This window comes from Methanofollis sp. (assembly GCF_028702905.1).
GTDB lineage: Archaea > Halobacteriota > Methanomicrobia > Methanomicrobiales > Methanofollaceae > Methanofollis.
Map to the genome: position 1 here is coordinate 1 of NZ_JAQVNX010000037.1, position 19150 is coordinate 19150.

The window sequence follows — 19150 nt, forward strand, 5'->3', positions numbered from 1 at the left end:
TTGCCCTGCAAGAACAGAATCTTGTCGGGGTATCAGGTGCGGAACGCGCCTTTGGGCCTGTGGACTTGCCTCAGTAGAGGGAGGATGAAGCAGGAAGCCACGCCCTTCAGGGCGTGGTAGTTCACTCTCATAGAGGACGGAGGAAGCGAGTCCGATAAAACCAGAGGTCCGGGCGATGTAAATTCCTCATCCTCGGTCCAGAAGAGAGAATGGGACCCACCGCCTCCCCTAAAATACAGGTCGGGGGACTACTCGAAGACCCGATGGTCTTCTCATGAGCCCTGCCGGTGGCACGAAAAAAAAGGAAGCGGCCTTCAGACCGCGAACCTGAAGAGAGCCCAGGCGATGATGAGCATGATGGCGGAGAACTTGAGACCGGCCGTCGCGCGGCCCTCACCCATCTGCCCGGCAACGAGGCCCGAGAAAAAGCCCATGACCATCGCGGAGTGGGAGAAGATCCTCTTGTAGAGGTCCATATCGACATTGCCCATGAACTGGCTCCCTGCACCTGACGCCGACGCAGCGGCGCCGGCCTCGGCCATCGTCGTGAGGAAGGTGGACTCGAGGACCACGATCACGAAGAGGAAGACGAAGAAGGCGATGAGGATGATCACCTCATAGATGATCATGTTGCTCGCCCGCTCTGTCTTCAGGTTGATGAACTCATAACTGTCCCGTGCCGCCGCCCGCAGCACCTCAGAGATGTCGCCGCCTGCCTTGCTTGCCTTTGCAATGAGGTCGACGGAACGCTCGGCAAGGGGAGTCCCGAGTCGCTGGCCGAAGTTATAGATTGCCTCGACAAAGGGGATGTTCCAGGACATGTCCACGTTGAGTTTTCTGATGTACGGCGTGAGCGCCCCGTACTCGCCTCCAGCGACGATGTGGATAGCGTTTGGCAGGGTCATGCCCGCGTCGTTCATCCCGGCAACGTCCCTGAAAAAGTTCGGGAGCGCGTCTTCAATGTTTTTCTCCCGCTTCCCATCCCTGAAATCGAGAATTGCAAGCGGGACTATCGGAATAAGGACTGAAAAGACGATGACATCATCGATGAGTGTGGTATTGAAGAGGGCCGACCACCCGTAATTGACGATGATCAGGGAGAAACCGACGATAAAGAAGAGGAATGAGAAGGGGACCGTCGCAATGAGACTGTTGAGCGGGGTCTCGGTGAGCACCTGGACAGGGTGCTTCATGAACCGCCCGAAGCCCACCCGCGTCTTCCGCTGGTGCTCGATCTTATCGACGATCTGCATTTCCCGGCTCTCATACCTTTCCAGTTCGGACGCCTTCACCCGGGCGTTGCCCGTTCCTTCGCGGTTGAAGAGGTCGTTAAAGAGTGACTTAAATCCCATATCACACCTCCGGAGTCATCGCACTGATCAGGATGATGAACATGATGCTCCCGAACGGCACCATGAGATAGATGATGATCATCAGGAAGATCGGGTTCGAGTCGCCGCCGATGATCGACATGATCGACTGCAGGATGATCAGGAAGAGGGTGCCGGCGACCATGGCCGTCACATAACTCTCGGCAATGAGCCCGAGGGTTTCGAGGAAGGTCTTCTGCTGCTGGTGATTTTCGTTGCCGTACTGAACGGCCTTGTTCCTGAAGTATTCGGTGAGGTTCGCACCCGAGGAGATCGTCGCCATTGCACCCTGGAAAAATTCCTTCATCCTCGCACTCGGCGTGAAGGTCGAGGCGATACGCATCGCCTCGATGAGGTCTTTGCCGAACATATCGATCTCGCGAGAGATGTACCGCGCCTCGACGGCGGTCTCCCCGTAGATCGGGCTCTGTCCGAGGAGCCTGAAGACCTCGGCAGGCGTGATGCCTGCAGTGGACATCGCCGTCACATAGTTGATCGCGTACGGGAGAGTGGCGTCGATGTTCCGTCGCCGGTTCCCGGACACAACCTTCGGGTAGATCAGGAAGGCAAAGTAGGTGAATCCCCCGAAGATGAGGAGAGAGAGGAGGACGACAACCGTTGTCCCGATGAGGAGACGGTAGTCTGAAAACCCATAAAAGAAGGAGGGCAACGCTCCCTTGTAGGTGATCATCGAGGGGATGTTCAGGAAGAAGGTGACCGCGCCGAGCAGCACTGCCATGCCAAGGCCCGCAACGATGGACGCAACATAGGCCGTCGAGAGGTACGCCTCGAAAGGCGTCTTCAGCCGCGCCTGCATCAGGTCGCTCCTCAGCTCAACATAATCTTCCCTTTTTTCCTTCACCCGCTGTCCGAGCAGGTTGAAGCTGAACCGTTCAAAACCATTCATTGCGATGCACCTTCTCCATAGAGGTCATGCCGTACGACGTCCATGACCGCGTCAGGGTCACGGAAGTACGAGATGAGCATCTTCGAGACATCCCTGAAGTGCCGGATCTTCTGTCTCCGCATCCACTCCAGGATCTCCTGCCGCCTCTTGAGTTCCTCGCGCATCCGTGCCTCGCTCCATCCCCGCGTCTCCATGATGCTCTCAAGCACGTACGACTTGCCCGAATACCTGATCTCGTCGGTGGCCTGGTGCCAGGAAAAGACCTCGTTCGTGATCAATTCGTTGGTCCTCGGGTCGATGTCCAGGATCTCGATGATCTGTTTGTTGCGGCGGATACGCTGGCCGCCGACCCGCGCCTGCACCTGAATGCAGACGAGGTTCAGGGATGTGAGCATGTTCCGCGGGACGTCCAGGGGGGGGTTTTCAAGACGGTGGACGACGCTTGCCACCGAGTCGGCGTGCATGGTTGCATAGGTGACGTGGCCGGTGGACATTGCCTGGAAGAGGGTCTGGGCCTCCTTGCCACGGACCTCACCGACACAGATGTACTCGGGCCGCTGCCGCAGCGCCGCACGCAGGAGTTCGTACATGTCGATCGCACCCTTGCCGCCGGTGTCGAAGGAGTCACGGGTGACCGAGGGAATCCAGTTGGGGTGCGGGAGTTTCAATTCACGCGTATCTTCCAGGGAGACGATCTTCGCGAGGGGCGGGATGAAGAGGGAGATGGCGTTGAGGGCTGTTGTCTTCCCAGATGCCGTGCCGCCAGCAAAGATCGCCGAGTTCCCCGCCTCGACCGCAAGCCAGAGGAAGGCGACGGAGAGAGGCGAGAAGGTGCCCCACTCGATGAGGTCGGTCGGGGTGATAGGTTCGTCCTTGAATTTCCTGATGGTGAAGGTCGAACCGTGGGCCGTGACCTCCTTGCCGAGGGTCATCTGGATACGGGAACCATCGACCATCGTTGCATCGAGCATCGGTTCGGCGATGGAGATGTACTTCCCTGACCTCTGGGCCAGTTTGGTGACGAAGGAGTCGAGTTCGACCGCATTGGTGTACATCATGTTCGTCTTGATCGACTCGTAACCGCCGTGGAAAACGAAGATTGGATTGTCCAGACCGTCGCAGGAGATATCCTCGATAAACTTGTCGTGCATGATGGCGTCGATCAGACCGTCGCCGAGGAAGTCGCGTTCTATGTGGTAGAAGAGTTTCTCGCGGGCGACCGGTGTCAGGCTGATACCGTAATCCGAGATGATTTCGTCGGAAAGGTCGCGGAGAACCTTTCTGGCCCCATCTCTGGAGATGTCCTTCGTGTTGACGTCGAGCTGTTCAAAGAGACGGCTCTTGATCTCGCCGAGGAGTTCTTTCTCGGCATCGGAGAGGACCGGTTCAAGCACCTCGTAGGTGTACTCGTGCGAGGCGTTGTCGTAGATGATCCTGATATAGGCGTAGGGTTCGTTGACCGGGTAGAGTTCGACTTCCTCGATGCCGGGCGCGGGTGTGAAGGCGAGGTCGACGAGAGGGCCGTGGCGCCGGGGGTCGTACTCCTCCACTTTCCGGACAAGTTTGGTAAAGAGATTGATCTTCCCCAGGAAACCAGCTTTTTTCTCCTGGTCCTTCCCGATCACCACGCTCCGTGCCTCTTCGGTGATCGTCGGGAACGCCTCCTTCCAGAGGGTGTCGATCTCGGGTGGGAGAGAGCCCATACCAAGCGGGGCGTCTCGCGCGGCCTGATCGAGTGCAAGTTCTTCGACGTCGAAAGTCGCGGCCTTCGGGAGGATCAGTTCTGAAAGAGCGCCGATATCCTCGGCATTCGTGATCCCGGCAATAGCAGATTCTTCGTCCTCTCCGGCTTCGGGAACGGCCCCTCCAGACCAACGGGTCTTTTTCGGGGTGGCCGTGGCCAGGGGCGCTGCAGGTGTGTCGGTCAAACCTGCAATGTCCTCAGGATCCACCTCGTCGAGCCGGGGTGCCGCGGGGGTCGTGGCACCCTCGTCACCGAAGATCGAATCGATCATGCCCTGGAGTGCATCGATATCGTCAAGGTCGATAGCCGGCACCCGGCTTTCCGGTGCCGGCCTGATCTCTTCTGCGGGGGCCGGACCCGGAGCCGTTTCAGCCTCTTCGGGACCGAGTTCCACGGGAGTGGCAACAGGGCTTTCTTTCACCGCAGGGGCCTCTTGAACGGTCGGGTCCGCGGCATCCTCATCCGAAACCTCGTGCATGCTCCTGACATCGCGGATCATGGAATGAATGTCAAGGTTCCTGTTTCCCTCCACCATCGACCTGAGGGAGGTAAGGGTCCTGTCGTCCTCGCCTTTTTCTGCGTCCTCTCCGGGAGAGACATAACCGTCGGTCTGCTCTGTCGGATTTCCCCGTATACGATCCAGAATATCATGCAGGCGGTGCTGCGCGTGTTTGCCTTTATCCATCCATCATCCCACCCAGTTCAATGACCAGTTCACTGCGGGATCCATGAAAGTCCACCATGAAGGTGTAGACCTCCTGAGCCCTGTCAACGACGATAACATCGTATCGTCCGTTGAGAAGGCGGAAGGAAGCCCTGCCGTCGCCGGTTGTCGTGTCGGTCAGGAGCACGTGCCGCCCTTTCCGGATCGAAACCCGCATCCCCGACTGAGGACTGTTCTCCTTCTCCACCACGATCGAGAGGATGCCGGGACTCTTTCTCTCGCCCCCGAACTCGGGGATGTCAGACGTGAGTTGATGCGGGAAATGACTCCTGTTAAAGACCCGGCACCGCGCCACGATCATATCGACAATCCTCTTCTCCGTGGCATAGAGTTCGTATTCACCCATTTCCAGGATCTTCAGTGCCGCGGGGTCCCCGTAGAGCGCTCCGACCTCGTCCCCATAGATTGCCCCCGAGGGTTCACCGCAGGAAAAGAGAACCACCGAGTTCCTGAGACCATCGACAAAGACCCCTATAGCCCCTTCCTCGGATCCGGCCCTCTGTGCCATCTCGCAATAGGGGAATGACCCCAGGTATCGCGACTGACCAAGGATCTCGTTAATGACGTCCATGATCTTCATCGATCGTCTCCCGGAATTGTTGCCGGATCCTGTGTTCCGCTCACCGCCAGCATGTCGGCGTCCAGATCAGAACCGAGCACAGAAAATGATGAGATGTTACTGGGCCCCCCCGAAGAGCGTGTGAGCCAGACGGTCGATGAAGTGCTGCTTACTCTCCTCGGTCTCCTCCTCATAGTGGACACCGGCAATGTCGGCGGCGATCCTTCTGAATGCACGGGAGGCCTCGGAAGCGGGGTACTTGATCACGACCGGCGTCTTGTACGCGGCCGACCTGCGGACATTCGGGTCTTCGGGTATCATGTCAATGACACGGACGCCGAGCACGTCCTCGACAGAATGTCTCCTGATCTCGGTGTTCTCCATTCCCGAACGGTTGATGATCGCTCCATAGACCTCGCCTCCCACCATCTCGGTGAGGATCTTCGTCTTGAGTGCGTCGGCCATGGAGGAGAGTTCCGGGTTCACCACCAGGATGACCTCGTCGGAGATGGCGAGGGCGACAACCCCGTCCTTGCTGATACCGGCGGCGGCATCGACAAGGAGGTAATCGCAGCGGTCGACGAGATCCCTCATAACGTCACGCAGGCGATCGGGATCGGAGTTCTGGAATCCCTGGAGGGAGATCCCGCTCGGGACCACCTTGACACCGTTCGGCCCTTCATATATCGCGTCGTCCACCTTCGCCTTCCCGGCCAGCACCTCGTGAAGCGTGACAGGGGCGTCCTCAAGCCCGAGCACCAGGCCCAGGTTCGCCATACCGATGTCAGCATCAAGAATGTAGGTTTCTTTCCCGAGCTGGGCAAGAGAGGTGCCGAGGTTGACGGTTACCGTTGTCTTCCCCGTACCTCCTTTCCCCGATGCGATCGTAAATGCCCTGATCAATCCGACACCTTCTACTCCAATGATTGTGAAAGATGGTATTTAATTATACCTAATTTATCGCGTGGCCATAAGATAGCTTAAACCATCATTTAAGGATGGATCTTGAATATATCGGATCCATCACTGATCCGGGCTTTTTTCCGGATCGACAATGAGGTGCCCCATGTGCATTTCTTTGAGGAGATCGGATGCGTCGGCCATGAAATTCTGTTGCATCTTTTTCAGGGCCGTAACCGATTCCGGGTTGAGGACGTCCTTCGTCTCCCCGGTCTTCGGGAGAGGGGGCGTCGCCGGCCTATCATCGCCTGCCTCCACTGTCCGTACCATCTTCACCGTTGCAGACCGGCTCTTCTGGCCGACCCGAACTGCGTGGATCGTGGTCGCCGGACTGGCATCACGCGGCCCGGTTGTCACCCTGCAGGCATCGTTAAAAAGGAGAGCGGCGCCGATCTCCACTTCAGAATACCCGGAGAGTTCTGCGGTGACGACGTCACTTACTCTCTCCATCTCCTCAAGTGCCCGGATGCCGGTGGCCCTGCCAGACTCCGCGCAGAGCGGCATGCCGCACCTGAAGAGGAGAGACGCCGGCGAGCCGTGCACCATAAAGGTCACGGCACCGGTGAATCCCTTCTTCCGGCAGTCGGCAATGACGGCCCTGAGGGGCATGGCCAGGCTGGTACCAGGAGACCCTGACCGCGGCAGGCGCATGATCTATCCCTCCCACCTGATGCTCCGCAGGGCGACCCGCACAAGGCCCAGATTGGCATTGGCTGCGGTGAGGACACAGAGGGAGAGGTCGCCGAAGGGAGCGATGATCAATTTTCCGCCCGGGGTCTCCAGGATGATCTCGTCGAGACCGCCCATCTCCATGTCGTCGGCAATCTTCAGGCCGGCCCTGAGGAGGTCCTCGGAGATAGCGGCGATGCGGTCAAAATCGGTCGCACCGACAGACTGGACGGCAAAACCCTCATAGAACGCGGATACGGCGACGACACCCGGCTGGGAAAGGATGAGATGCAGGGACCCCTCGTTCAGTTCGGGCACCGCGGACCCTGCAGTGGCAGAATCCTCGACCTCGGGAAACGCCGTTACAGGGGCCGCGCTTTCCTCGGCCGGACTCTCCCATCCAATAAGATACCCCGCATCCCGGCACCTCTCCAGGGCAAGGCCGTATTCATCATCCCCGTACCTGCTGAGCTCGCACGGGAGTGACGATTCGGCAAGGAGGCGGGCGAGGGCAAAACCACCTCTCAACTCCTTTGTCCCCTCCCGGCACCAGGCAGCTACCGCTCTTCCCTCGTCAGAGAGGACGAAGCCTTCGCCGTCGTCGGTGCGCACTCGCACAATGGCGTGGAATGCTTCGGTGAATGGCAGCACCTCGGTGAGAGGGGCCGTCATGCTCCCGAAAGTCTTCCCATCAGGCAACATCATGATACGTACTCTACAGGGCTGCGATGATCCGTTCCTTGTTCTTCTTCAACTCGTACCGGATCCTGCCGATATTGGCGCGGTCACCGGCAACGATGGCGATGAGTTCGTCCTCAGAAAGAGGAGAGAGGAGGATGGGCCCGCTCTCCAGTTCAACAAGCATCTGATTGAGAATCCCTTTGCCGAGTTCGGTACCCATCGCTTCGGAGGTACCCATACCTGTCGATGCCATGGCGCCGAGGGCATCGGTGTCGATATCCCCGGAGATTGCGTCCTCGATCACAAACCCGTCCCGCCCGACGACAACAGCAGCGGTCACACCATCAAGCCTGAGAAACTCCGTCAAGATCTGTTTGAGCATCTCCATTTTAATTCACTTCCTTTTCCTGAATAATCTCATGACCGCTGCCGGACTGCTGTACCACCCGGATCCGCATCGGCATCCGACCCAGGGCATGGGTTGCACAGGAGATGCATGGATCATAGGCACGGATGACGGTTTCGATCCTATTCGATGCGGCTTCGGTCAGTTCACCGCCGACGATCACCTTGCGGGCAACGTCCTCGATACCCCTGTCCATTGCGTAATTGTTCTGGCAGGTGGCGACGATGAGGTTGCACTTCTCGATCATGCCCTGCTCGTCCACCGTGTAATCATGGATGAGGGTGCCGCGCGGGGCTTCGACGATCCCAACGCCGCGCTTTGCCGCGATGCCGGTGACAGGTGTCCTGACATCGGTGCCGGTGATGGCCGGGTCTTCGAGGAGGGCGACGGCCTTCTCGCAGGCACCGAGGAACTCGACATATCGCGCGATGTTGTAGGCGAGGGTCGTCTGGGTGCAGGCGCCGAAGGTCTCGTGATATTCGGCAAGGGCGGCATCGGCCTTCGGCGTGCCCATGGACTGCACGATGTTCAGCCGCGCGAGGGGGCCGACCCGGTAGTGGTCGCCGCCGGCAAGGCGGCAGAACTTGAGGTACGACCAGTCCTCAGAGTATTCCCGGATCTGCCTGGCGTACTCCTGGCCGGTGAACGAACCTGCCGGGGAACCATCTTTCCCCAGGATCTTCACCTCGCCGCCAAGAACGCTGTGGACCCCGTTGTCAGAGAGGCCCATGAAGGCCGTCTCGACCGCACCAAGGGAGAGGTCGACGCCGTCCATGATCCCCCGCGCCGTCTCCCATCCCTCTTCAGCAACGGCAAGGCCTGCCTGTGCCGATGCAAGGAGCGTCTGACGCTGGTCTTCGGAGAGGGGGCGGGACATGCCGCCGGGGATGGCATTGCTCGGGTGGATCGGTTTGCCGCCGACGGCCTCAGTGATCCGCTGGCCGAGTTTTCTCACCTCGATCGCCTTTTTTGCGATCTCGGGGACCTTTTTCGCAAGCCCGATGACATTCCTCTCCTCTGCCGGAGCGTCGCCAAGGAGGAAGTCGGGTGCAGCAAGCATGAAAAAGTGGAGGGCGTGCGAGTGGATGTACTGCCCGGCCATCAGGAGTTCCCTGAGTTTTTTTGCGGTGGCAGGTAGTTCTGCGCCGAAGATCTGGTCGGTCGCCATGGCCGCCGCCACATGGTGGGAGGTGGGGCATATACCGCAGATCCGTGGGGTGATTCTCGGCGCCTCCTCGACGGCCGCACCGAGCAGGAACTTCTCGAAGCCGCGGAGTTCGACGACATTGAAGTGGGCGCTCGATACCTCGCCCTTCTCGTCGAGGTCGATCCGCACCTCTGCGTGCCCCTCGATCCGGGTCACCGGCGAGATGGTCAGCCGCGTCAATTTCCTGCCCCCTTCACGAGGTCACGGATCTTTGAGATCTCTTTGTCTTCCATGATCAGGCTCCCGATAGTGAAGGGATACATGGTGTGGGCCACGTCGTAGATCTCTTTCTCAACCTCCTTCTGGGGGAGGTCGGTGAGGTCGGCGATCCGCTTCACCATCATATTGTAGATGTCGCGGCAGGGTTCCCTGAGGATGTCAAGGGAGGGGCCGTTGCAGCCGTGGCAGGGGACGTTGTTGTGGGGGCAGGAGGCGTTGCACCGGCCAAAGGTGACAGGGCCAAGGCAGAGGTAGCCCTGGCCGAGGAGGCAGTGCTCGCGGTCAGGAATACCTTCATAGCGCCTCTTCAGGTGCCAGTCCTTGACATCGCCCATCTTCCGGTCGCACTCGGAACAGACCGATTTTTTGGAGAGTTCGACCCTGTTCCCGGAAACAAGGGCCGGAAGGATCTCTTTCAGAAACTTCTCCTTCGGCGGGCAACCGGTGACATAGTAATCCACCTTCACCAGGTCGCCGACGGCAAAGGCGCGGTACAGGAAGGGAGGGACGTCGGTGGGGACGACGTTCCCCTCGTCCGCTGTCTCGACGCTGCGGTAGACGCACGCAAAGAGATCCTCCTGTTTGCCAAGCATGGACAGGCCGGAGACCCCGCCGTAGCAGGCGCAGGTGCCGAAGGCGACGAGGGTCTTCGCCCGCTTCCGGAGAAGCCTCAGGCGCGCCTCGTTCTCCTCGTTCCTGACGGCCCCGGTGACGAAGGCGATGTCGATACCTTCGGGGGGTTCTTTTGCGTCCATGATGACCGGGGAGTAGACGATATCGGCCTGTGCAACAAGGTCGAGGAGGGCCTCATGGAGGTCGAGGACGGAGATGGTGCAGCCTGAGCACCCTGCAAGTTCTTCGATTGCTATCTTCATAACCATCATCACTTCAGGATAAGTTTTTTCAGGCAGGCATTCGGGCCGGTGTGGACGATCTCCAGTTTCGCCCGTTTCCCGGTGATCTCCTCGATCGCACCGACCACATACCCGTACAGCGTCTGGCAGAGAGGGCCGCCCTGGTCCATGCCGTTGCGGCGGAGGGTCTGCCGCACGATGCAGTCGTGAAAGACCAGGTAGATGAAGGTCTCCCCGTTCTCGGTGACGACATAACTCTCCTTGTCCTCGGGCTTCCAGAGTTCGAAGGTGTACTGGCCGTGGAGGATGTACGAGAGTTCACGCAGGGCTTCCTCGATATCGTCGATCTTTCTGAAGTACTGCGCCACCTCATGGCCGAACTTCTTGCCGGCGCGATAGGTGACGGCGTTCGCACCGCGGCCCGCGATCTCTTCGAGGGACTTGATGATCATCCCGTTCATATGCATGACGCCGTGAAGGGTCGGTTCAAGGTCCTTCGCGTTCGGCGAGCAGGAGAGGGGGACGTCCTCGGCCTTGAAGACCGCACCTGCATGAAACTGTTTGTTCATCTCTTCCGCAGTAATGTCGACCATCAGATCACCCGATTGAGCATCTCGCAGACGCGGATATCGACATAGTGACGTTTCGAGGGGTAGACCCCCCGGTGTTCCAGTGCCTGGGCAGGGCAGATCTCATGGCAGGAGAGACAGCCCATGCAGTTCTCGGGACGGACAGGAACACTGGTCCCTCCTTTGAGTTCATAGACCCGCATCGGACAATCCTTCACGCAAAGACCGCATCCGTTGCAGGCCGTTGAATCGACAGTTATCTCTATCACATACACCACCGGATTCAGACGGAGAATGATACAATTCTCCTATCCCACAGTATTAAAATGTATTGAAAATAGTTAGCCTTAAAAAGGGATGAAAATATAAGAAATATGAGTCATGATACTTCCTCTTGTCATCGCATCTCTTGCTGTGGGTGCAACGCTTATGTACGCATCGGTTCTCGATCACCGTGAACGGCGGGTGCCTTTCCGCACCTGGTACCCGATGCTTATAGTGGCAGGGCCCTCTGCTGTAATATTTTACGCAGGCCTCCTCACCGGAGGCCTTGCCGGGACGGCCCTGTACTTCCTCGCGCTCTCCCTGATCTTTGCCGCTGTTTTCTATATCTTCGGCATGCTCCACCTCTTCGGAGGCGCCGATGCCTGGGCCCTGATCTTTCTTTCCCTCTGCATCCCGGCCTTCCCGGTCGAGCCCATGCTCGGAGTCCCGCCCATGGATTTCTTTCCCTTCTCCGTGATCACAGACGCCCTCCTCCTCAACCTCGTCGCGCCCCTCGCCCTCTGCGTGTACAATATCGTCAGGGGGAACAGGGCGCCCTTCCCGTACATGTTCTTCGGCTATCCGGTGGAAGGGAAAGATATCAGGAACCATTTCGGCTTTGTGATGGAGGAGATCACCGAGGAGGACGGAAAGATCTCCCGCCGTTTCCTCAAGATCCGCGAGTCCTTGCGGCGGACTGTGCAGGGCGGTGAGAGGCGGATGTACACGAAAGACCTGCGTGAGCACCCAGAGCGCTACGCACAGGAACTCGCCCAGTACAGGAAGGCGGGCACAGTCTGGATCAGTTATGCCGTCCCCTTCATCATCCCGATCACCGCCGGTTTCGTCACGGCACTTTTTATCGGCGACCTGCTATTTATGATCATAAAGGTACTTGCAGGAGTGTGAGGCGATGGAACTGAACTATGCGGATGGCCTTGTCCCGGTCGTGGTGCAGGACGCGGGGACAAAAGAGGTGCTGATGCTCGCCTGGGCAAACGAGGAGGCAGTGCGGCTGACCGGGGAGACAGGGTATGCCCACTACTGGTCGCGCAGCAGGCAGAAGATCTGGAAGAAGGGGGAAGAGAGCGGGAATGTGCAGGAGGTCGTGGAGGTCAGGGCCGACTGCGACGCGGACGCCCTCCTGTACCTTGTCAGGCAGAGGGGAGCGGCCTGCCATACCGGTCATTATTCCTGTTTTTTTCGGACGATCGATGGGAGGGAGATCGCCGCGCCGCTCTTCGATCCTGCGGATGTATATGCTAATAAAGGATAAAGACACGTAGAATATGGTGAATTTTTTATGAAAATAGTGCCTGATACAAGTGTCGTCATAGACGGCCGCATCACCCAGATGATAAAAACCGGCGAATATACGGGATCGACAATAATCATTCCGGAAGCAGTCGTTGCAGAACTTGAGGCCCAGGCGAACCAGGGCCGCGAGATCGGTTTCTCCGGACTGACAGAACTGCAGAACCTCTCCAGGATGGCGGGCGAGGGGACTATAGAACTCCGATATGTCGGGGAACGCCCGAGCCTCAGCCAGGTCAAACTCGCAAGCGGCGGCGAGATCGACGCCCTGATCAGGAACGTCGCCATCGAATATGATGCCAGGTTCGTCACCAGCGATGTCGTCCAGTCAGAGGTCGCAAAGGCAAAGGGGATCGACGTCATGTACCTGAAGCCCCAGGTCGGGGAGTGCACCCCGCTCATGCTCGACCAGTACTTCGACGAGGAGACGATCGCCGTCCATCTTAAGGAGCGCGTCCCGCCGATGGCAAGAAAAGGGACGATGAAGGACCTGCGTCTGGTCCAGCTCCGCGACAGCCCGATGAACGAGTACGAACTCCGCACCATGGCACAGGAGGTGCTGGAACGGGCAAAGCGCGACCCCGACGGTTTCATCGAGATCGAACGCCGCGGCATCACCGTGGTGCAGATCGGATCGATCAGGATCGCGATCGCCCGGCGGCCCTTCTCCGACGGGATGGAGATCACGGCGGTCAGGCCGATCCGTGACGTGGCACTCGAAAACTACGCGATGGCAGACCTGATCAAGGAGCGGATCACGGGTGTCCGTCAGGGCGTTCTCATTGCCGGGCCGCCGGGTGCAGGGAAGAGCACGCTCGCCCAGAGCGTCGCCACCTTCCTTGCCGATAAGGAGTTTATCGTCAAGACAATGGAGGCCCCGCGCGACCTCCAGGTGCCCGACAACATTACCCAGTACACCGCCCTGGAAGGGAGCATGGAGAACACCGCCGAGGTGCTCCTGCTCGTGCGGCCAGACTACGTCATTTTCGACGAACTGCGGAAGAACGAGGACTTCCGTGTCTTTGCAGACATGCGCCTTGCCGGCGTCGGCATGGTCGGCGTGATCCATGCGATGGAGGTGAAGGACGCGATCCAGCGCTTCTTCGGCCGGGTCGAGCCGAGCGTCCTGCCCCAGATCATAAACACCATCATCTACGTCGACAACGGCGAGATCACAAGAGTTTACGATGTCGGTTTCTCGATCAAGGTGCCCGAGGGCATGAACCCCGACCTGCATATCAGGCCGGTGACGACCGTGCGCGACACGGTGACCGGCAGGATTGCCTTCGAGATCTTCAAGTACGAGGGCGAGACGATCGTGATGCCGACAGGGGACGTCGCCGAAAAGAAGGCACCGGCGAAGAAGGTCGAGGAAAAGGTCGAGGCGAAGGCTGAAGAGAAAGCCCCCGAGCCTGTTGCCGAAGAAAAACCCGAGGCAGAGGAGAAAGAGACCGCCTGGGAGGTCACCGAACGGGAGGTCCAGCGTGAACTCGGCCGGTTCACCGCCGGGGCTATCGATGTCTTCATGAAGAGCGACACGAAGGCCGTCGCCTATATCGAGGACAAGGACGTCCCTGCAGCCATCGGGAGGGGCGGCAAGAACATCGCAGGGATCGTGAACAAGATCGGCATCGGGATCGATATCAGGCCACGTTCCGAGCTCCCGCCCCCTGAGGTGAAGGAGACCGCCGAGGAGATGCCCGCAAGTGAGGGCCTGCGCCTCCGCGTCGAGAAGAAGCATCTCACCCTGGTCGCCCCCGAATTCAGGGAAGCGATCGTCGATGTTTTTGCCGGGAAAGAGTACCTCTTTACTGCAACGGTAAACGAGAAGGGCGAGATCGACCTGGCAAAGAGCAGCAGTATTGCACAGGAACTGATCCGCAGGTACAACGACCGTGAGGCCATCAGACTGAGACCTGTATAAAGAGAGTATCGTGGGAGTGACATACCGTGGCTGAATGGGATATTCAGAAACTGGAAGAGAAGTACCGGGACACATGGCCGGCGGCATTCGAGGCCAACCCGGACGACAAGGAAAAGTTTTACCTGAACGTCGCCTTCCCGTACCCGAGCGGCGCCATGCACGTGGGGCACGGGCGGACCTATATCGTACCCGACGTGGTCGCACGCTTCTGGAGGATGCAGGGCAGAAATGTCCTCTTCCCGATGGGTTTCCATGTCACCGGCACGCCGGTGATCGGGATTTCGCGCCGGATCGCGAAGAACGACCCCTCGACGGTCAGGATCTACCGCGACCTGTACAGGGTGCCGCAGGACGTCCTCGACCGCTTCGACGACCCGATGACGATCGTCCGGTATTTTGCCGGGGAATACGAGAGGTTGATGCGCCGGTGCGGCCTGTCCATCGACTGGCGCCGCCGGTTCATCACCGTGGACCCGCAGTATTCGAAGTACATCGAGTGGCAGTACAAGCACCTCCGTGAGGAGGAGCATGTGGTCAAGGGCGTCCACCCGGTGAAGTACTGCCCGTCGTGCGACAACCCTGTGGGCGACCACGACCTCCTCGAAGGCGAAAAGGCGGAGATCATGAAGTTCACCCTTGTCGTCTTCGAGTGGCAGGGTGCGAAGATCCCGTGCGCCACCCTCCGGCCTGAGACGATCTATGGCGTGACAAATCTCTGGGCAAATCCGGGGGTCACCTATGTGCGGGCGACGGTGGACGGCGAGGCGTGGGTGCTCTCCCGCGAGGCGGCCTACAAACTCGAACTCCAGGACCACACTGTCGAGATCGTCGGCGAGGTGAAGGGGACAGAGATCGTCGGGACGACGGCGTCGCACCCGCTCTGCGGGGCGGTGCCGGTGCTGCCCGCGGACTTCGTGGACCCTGACATGGGCTCGGGTCTCGTGATGTCTGTGCCGGCCCACGCACCTTTCGACTATATCGCGCTGCGCGACCTCCAGGAGGAGGGGCGCTTTACCGAGATCACGCCGGTTCCGATCATCAGGACCGGGGGCTATGGCGAACTCCCGGCAAAGGATGCCATCGAGAAGGCCGGGATCAGGAACCAGCTCGACCCGAGAATGGACGAGGTGACCCGCGAGGTGTACGCGGCCGAGGTGCTCCGCGGCACTCTCCTCACAAAATGCGGCGACCAGGCGGGCAAGCCGGTGAAGCAGGCCCGCGACGACGTGGCCGCGATCATGGTCGAGAACTACGGTTCGAAGGAGATGTTCGACTTCGACACCCGCCAGGTGATCTGCCGGTGCGGCGGCCGGGTGTACGTGAAGATCCTCCATGACCAGTGGTTCCTCCAGTACTCGGACCCGGCCTGGAAGGCAGAGGTGCACGAGCAGCTCGACGAGATGAAGGTCGTGCCCGCGGAGGTCCGCGCCGAGTTCCACCGGACGGTGGACTGGCTGAAGGACTGGGCCTGCACCCGCCGGATCGGTCTCGGCACAAAGCTCCCCTGGGACCGGAACTGGATCATCGAGCCGCTCTCTGACTCGACCATCTACATGGCCTTCTACACGATCGCCCATCATGTGAAGAAGATCGAGCCTGAGAAACTCACCCCCGAGGTCTTCGAGTACGTCGTCTACGGTACGGGCAACCCGACGACGGTGCCGAGGGAGACCCTGGACACGATCAGGGCCGAGTTCCTGTACTGGTACCCGTACGACTACAGGTTCTCGGCAAAGGATCTCATCTCGAACCACCTCACCTTCCAGCTCTTCCACCACCGTGCGGTGATGCCGGCGGACAAACAGCCGCAGGGCATGGTCATCTTCGGCATGGGCCTGCTGAACGGGGCGAAGATGTCCTCGTCGAAGGGGAACGTCGTCCTGCTGGAGGACGCCCTGAACGAGTTCGGGCCTGACACGGTGCGGATGTTCCTGATCGGTTCGGCCGAGCCGTGGCAGGACTTCGACTGGCGGAACGAACTGGTGATCGGCGCGAAGAAGCAGATCGAGCGGTTCTGGAACACGATCTCCGAGGGGATCGCGGTCGAGGAGAATGACGGCCGCGAGATCGACGGCTGGCTGATCTCCAGGCTCCAGCACAGGATCGAGAACACCACCGCGGCGATGCTGAACTTCCAGACGCGGCAGGCCCTCCAGGAGGCCTTCTTCGGGATCGAGGCCGACCTGAAGTGGTACCGCCGGCGCCTGCCGACGATCGCGCCGGGTTCTGCGGCCGTGCAGGAGCTCTGCTCTGTCTGGGTGCGGCTGCTCGCCCCGATCGTGCCGTACACCTGCGAGGAACTCTGGCACGCGATGGGCAATGACGGCCCGGTGGCCTTTGCCCCCTGGCCTGTGGCCGAGGCCGCGAAGGTCGACGAGAAGGCTGAACTTGCCGAGGAACTCCTCGCACGGACTGTCGAGGACGTGGAGTCGATCACGAAGTTGATCCAGCTCCAGCCGACGGGGGTCAGGCTCTATGTGGCCCCGGCCTGGAAGAAGGAGATCTTTACGATGATCGCCTCTGCCGAGGACAGGACCAATGCAGTGAAGCTCGTGATGGCCGACGAGGGCCTGCGGGCCCGCGGCAAGGAGGCGGTGAACACGGCGAAGCAGGTGACGAAGTTCATCCACCGCCTGCCGCCCGAACTGGTCAGGAGCATTGCGGAGAACGGCATCGACGAGATGGCGGTCTTTATGTCGGCAAAGGAGTTCCTGGAACGGGAGTGCGGCGTGCCCGTGCAGGTGCTCAGCGCAGAGGGAAGCGGCGAGGCGAAGGCCGACGCCGCCCTCCCCTTCAAGCCGGCGATCGTGATCGAATAATCTTTTTTTCTTTTTTTCTCCTGGACCTGATACAGCGAGAACAGACCCTATTATATCTCCGATCCCGGGCGCATGCCATATCCGCCGCCATATCGGCACATATGGCCCCATCCCCCAGTAATTCTCGCACGATAGAGAGGACAGGGGGCGAAAAGTGCAATTTCAGGCACTCTTCCTGATATCACGCAACATTCAGGTTACATACACATTTTTTGCAGGTTTTCTGCCCCCCTTCACGGAAGCGGGATTAACAAAGACAGTTTAACATAATTGACAGAATAATGAAAACGAATTTATAATACGGGCAGAGAGGTGATATCGATATACATATTACCGGATGAGATCGCATGAAAAGTGAAAAGAAGAGCAAATCAAAGTTATTCAAAGAATCAATACCTCCATCGAGGATAAAAGCGAACATCACCCCCCTCCTTATCCTTGTTCTCCTGGGCCTCCTCCTGGTGGCGCCGGTAGCGGCGGGGACCGCAACGACCGAGTTGACGGTCTCCAAACTGGCAAAGGATGGGACGTTGATCGCACAGGAGACGGTCGATTATCGCTGGATGGAGAAGAATCTCCCGATACAGGGGGACGGGGTGACGCATTATTACCACCAGGGGCCCGAACTCGGGGTGGAAGGCGAAGAACTGAGGTGGGACAAGTCGGAGAGCGGGAACATCCCGGACAAGGATTATCATGCTGTCAAGGGGACCGATGTCAGAGATCTCTGTGAACTGGTCGGCGGGATGAGCCCGAACGACACCATCACGATCAAGGCCAATGATGGAATGGGCAAAAGTTTTGGGTACAGAAATGTCTACAACCCGGATCCCAGGCAGGGGCCGATGGTCGTCACCTGGTGGCGGCCTGACACGGGGTATGTCCCGAATTATTTTGACGGGATGCGCCTGATCTTCTTTGCCGATGACTCCACCAACCCGTGGGGGTGGCATGTCTTCGGCAACTGGGACATGCACGAATGCATGGACGAGAAGTACTGGCACTATTACGTCTCCGGCAAAGAGGAGTACCCCGCGACCACCGGGCTGGCGGTAAAGTACATCAACCGGGTCATCATCTGTTCGCAGGACCCGGCGCCCCTTTTCAGGGTCAATTTCGCCGCGAACCAGACCTCCGGATATGCCCCTCTCACCGTCGCCTTCACGCCCGAAACCTCGGCGACGACACCGACCGGATGGCAGTGGGACTTCGGCGACGACACCGCCCCCTTGCCGGATGAGCGGCCGGTGCATAGTTACACCAAACCGGGCACGTACAATGTCACTCTCATGGTGACGGCCGCGGAGGGTACGGTGGCCTGGACAAAGAAGTGCTATATCAGGGTGAGCGAGCGGCCGGTGCTGACCGCGGTCTCGGTCTATCCTGCAGATGCGACGGCGGTGGTCGGGAAGACGAAGCAGTTCTCGGCCGTCCCCCGGGACCAGAACGGAGAACCGATGAAGGACGTTGCGGTCTCCTGGTCGTGTGCCAACGAGACGGTCGGGACGGTGGACCCGGTCACCGGGCTCTTTACGGCGCTGGCAGAGGGGACGGCGACGGTGACGGCGACAGCGGGCGAGATCTCGGGGTCAGCGACGGTGACGGTGGGCCAGGCACCGCCCGATGCGAAGACGATCGTCGTCGATATCGACGGGGGCGGGAACTACACCACCATCCAGGAGGCGGTGTTCACCGCCAATCCGGGGGATACCGTCCTTGTCAGGGACGGGACGTACACCGAGAACATCGATATCGGCAAACGTCTGACTTTCGTCTCAGAGCATGGCGCCGCAACCGTGACGGTGAACGCGAGGAATACCCAGGACGACGTGATCGCTGTGAACGCTGATAACGTCACCATCGAAGGGTTTGCGCTGACCGGGGCGACGACTGGAGGGGCCGGACTTTTCCTGGACGGGGTGCGGGATTGCCGGATCACAGATGTCGCCGTATCCTCCAA

Annotated in this window: 17 protein-coding genes; 5 read left to right on the forward strand and 12 right to left on the reverse strand. The window is 59.5% G+C overall.

Annotated features, from left to right (window positions below; all coding sequences use genetic code 11):
- Positions 1-314: 314 nt before the first annotated feature.
- The 12 genes from PHP59_RS06230 to PHP59_RS06285 form a co-directional block, all read right to left on the reverse strand.
- A complete protein-coding gene (locus PHP59_RS06230; RefSeq protein WP_300165143.1) occupies positions 315-1352 on the reverse strand; it encodes a type II secretion system F family protein in 1038 nt (345 codons plus the stop codon).
- Between the two features lies 1 nt (position 1353).
- Complete coding sequence (locus PHP59_RS06235) at positions 1354-2277, reverse strand: type II secretion system F family protein (protein ID WP_300165145.1); 924 nt, start codon at positions 2275-2277, stop codon at positions 1354-1356.
- Positions 2274-4706, reverse strand: a complete 2433-nt coding sequence (locus PHP59_RS06240; RefSeq protein WP_300165147.1) for an ATPase, T2SS/T4P/T4SS family — start codon at positions 4704-4706, stop codon at positions 2274-2276. The genes PHP59_RS06235 and PHP59_RS06240 overlap by 4 nt, the downstream gene beginning before the upstream one ends.
- Complete coding sequence (locus PHP59_RS06245; protein WP_300165149.1) at positions 4699-5325, reverse strand: hypothetical protein; 627 nt, start codon at positions 5323-5325, stop codon at positions 4699-4701. The genes PHP59_RS06240 and PHP59_RS06245 overlap by 8 nt, the downstream gene beginning before the upstream one ends.
- A gap of 96 nt (positions 5326-5421) precedes the next feature.
- Positions 5422-6207, reverse strand: coding sequence for a cell division ATPase MinD (gene minD, locus PHP59_RS06250; protein WP_300165151.1), 786 nt, complete (start codon positions 6205-6207; stop codon positions 5422-5424).
- A gap of 120 nt (positions 6208-6327) precedes the next feature.
- A complete protein-coding gene (locus PHP59_RS06255) occupies positions 6328-6915 on the reverse strand; it encodes a hypothetical protein (protein ID WP_300165153.1) in 588 nt (195 codons plus the stop codon).
- Between the two features lie 3 nt (positions 6916-6918).
- Complete coding sequence (locus PHP59_RS06260; RefSeq protein ID WP_300165155.1) at positions 6919-7638, reverse strand: roadblock/LC7 domain-containing protein; 720 nt, start codon at positions 7636-7638, stop codon at positions 6919-6921.
- A 10-nt stretch (positions 7639-7648) separates the two neighbouring features.
- Positions 7649-7996, reverse strand: a complete 348-nt coding sequence (locus tag PHP59_RS06265; RefSeq protein WP_300165157.1) for a roadblock/LC7 domain-containing protein — start codon at positions 7994-7996, stop codon at positions 7649-7651.
- 7 nt (positions 7997-8003) lie between these two features.
- A complete protein-coding gene (locus tag PHP59_RS06270; protein ID WP_300165159.1) occupies positions 8004-9407 on the reverse strand; it encodes a Ni/Fe hydrogenase subunit alpha in 1404 nt (467 codons plus the stop codon).
- Positions 9404-10321, reverse strand: coding sequence for a F420-nonreducing hydrogenase (locus PHP59_RS06275; RefSeq protein ID WP_300165161.1), 918 nt, complete (start codon positions 10319-10321; stop codon positions 9404-9406). Before PHP59_RS06275 ends, PHP59_RS06270 begins: the two co-directional genes overlap by 4 nt.
- An 8-nt stretch (positions 10322-10329) precedes the next feature.
- A complete protein-coding gene (locus PHP59_RS06280) occupies positions 10330-10893 on the reverse strand; it encodes a hydrocarbon binding protein (contains V4R domain) (protein WP_300165163.1) in 564 nt (187 codons plus the stop codon).
- Entirely contained in the window at positions 10893-11138 is a 246-nt protein-coding gene (locus tag PHP59_RS06285; RefSeq protein WP_300165165.1) for a 4Fe-4S binding protein, read from the reverse strand. Before PHP59_RS06285 ends, PHP59_RS06280 begins: the two co-directional genes overlap by 1 nt.
- 112 nt (positions 11139-11250) lie before the next feature.
- On the opposite strand from PHP59_RS06285, the gene PHP59_RS06290 reads away from it, so the two are divergent.
- The 5 genes from PHP59_RS06290 to PHP59_RS06310 all read left to right on the forward strand — a co-directional run.
- Entirely contained in the window at positions 11251-12042 is a 792-nt protein-coding gene (locus PHP59_RS06290; protein WP_300165167.1) for an A24 family peptidase C-terminal domain-containing protein, read from the forward strand.
- 4 nt (positions 12043-12046) lie between these two features.
- The gene (gene hisI, locus PHP59_RS06295; RefSeq protein ID WP_300165169.1) at positions 12047-12409 is read left to right on the forward strand and encodes a phosphoribosyl-AMP cyclohydrolase; all 363 of its coding nucleotides are present in this window, start codon (positions 12047-12049) and stop codon (positions 12407-12409) included.
- 27 nt (positions 12410-12436) lie between these two features.
- Positions 12437-14371 carry a PINc/VapC family ATPase gene (locus tag PHP59_RS06300; RefSeq protein WP_300165171.1) on the forward strand — a complete coding sequence of 645 codons (1935 nt, stop codon included), beginning with the start codon at positions 12437-12439 and terminating at the stop codon, positions 14369-14371.
- A 26-nt stretch (positions 14372-14397) separates the two neighbouring features.
- On the forward strand, positions 14398-17190 hold the full coding sequence (gene leuS, locus PHP59_RS06305) for a leucine--tRNA ligase (protein ID WP_300165173.1): 2793 nt from the start codon (positions 14398-14400) through the stop codon (positions 17188-17190).
- A gap of 347 nt (positions 17191-17537) precedes the next feature.
- On the forward strand, positions 17538-19150 hold a 1613-nt coding region (locus PHP59_RS06310), incomplete at its 3' end, for a PKD domain-containing protein (RefSeq protein ID WP_300165175.1).

Excerpts from the sequence above, each read along its gene's own strand:
- PHP59_RS06280 (WP_300165163.1), bottom strand. The coding sequence starts at position 10,893 with ATGGTCGACATTACTGCGGAAGAGATGAACAAACAGTTTCATGCAGGT.
- PHP59_RS06240 (WP_300165147.1), bottom strand. The coding sequence starts at position 4,706 with ATGGATAAAGGCAAACACGCGCAGCACCGCCTGCATGATATTCTGGAT.
- PHP59_RS06245 (WP_300165149.1), bottom strand. The coding sequence starts at position 5,325 with ATGAAGATCATGGACGTCATTAACGAGATCCTTGGTCAGTCGCGATAC.
- PHP59_RS06230 (WP_300165143.1), bottom strand. The coding sequence starts at position 1,352 with ATGGGATTTAAGTCACTCTTTAACGACCTCTTCAACCGCGAAGGAACG.
- PHP59_RS06275 (WP_300165161.1), bottom strand. The coding sequence starts at position 10,321 with ATGAAGATAGCAATCGAAGAACTTGCAGGGTGCTCAGGCTGCACCATC.
- PHP59_RS06300 (WP_300165171.1), top strand. The coding sequence starts at position 12,437 with ATGAAAATAGTGCCTGATACAAGTGTCGTCATAGACGGCCGCATCACC.
- PHP59_RS06235 (WP_300165145.1), bottom strand. The coding sequence starts at position 2,277 with ATGAATGGTTTTGAACGGTTCAGCTTCAACCTGCTCGGACAGCGGGTG.
- PHP59_RS06255 (WP_300165153.1), bottom strand. The coding sequence starts at position 6,915 with ATGCGCCTGCCGCGGTCAGGGTCTCCTGGTACCAGCCTGGCCATGCCC.
- hisI (WP_300165169.1), top strand. The coding sequence starts at position 12,047 with ATGGAACTGAACTATGCGGATGGCCTTGTCCCGGTCGTGGTGCAGGAC.
- PHP59_RS06290 (WP_300165167.1), top strand. The coding sequence starts at position 11,251 with ATGATACTTCCTCTTGTCATCGCATCTCTTGCTGTGGGTGCAACGCTT.
- PHP59_RS06265 (WP_300165157.1), bottom strand. The coding sequence starts at position 7,996 with ATGCTCAAACAGATCTTGACGGAGTTTCTCAGGCTTGATGGTGTGACC.
- PHP59_RS06260 (WP_300165155.1), bottom strand. The coding sequence starts at position 7,638 with ATGATGTTGCCTGATGGGAAGACTTTCGGGAGCATGACGGCCCCTCTC.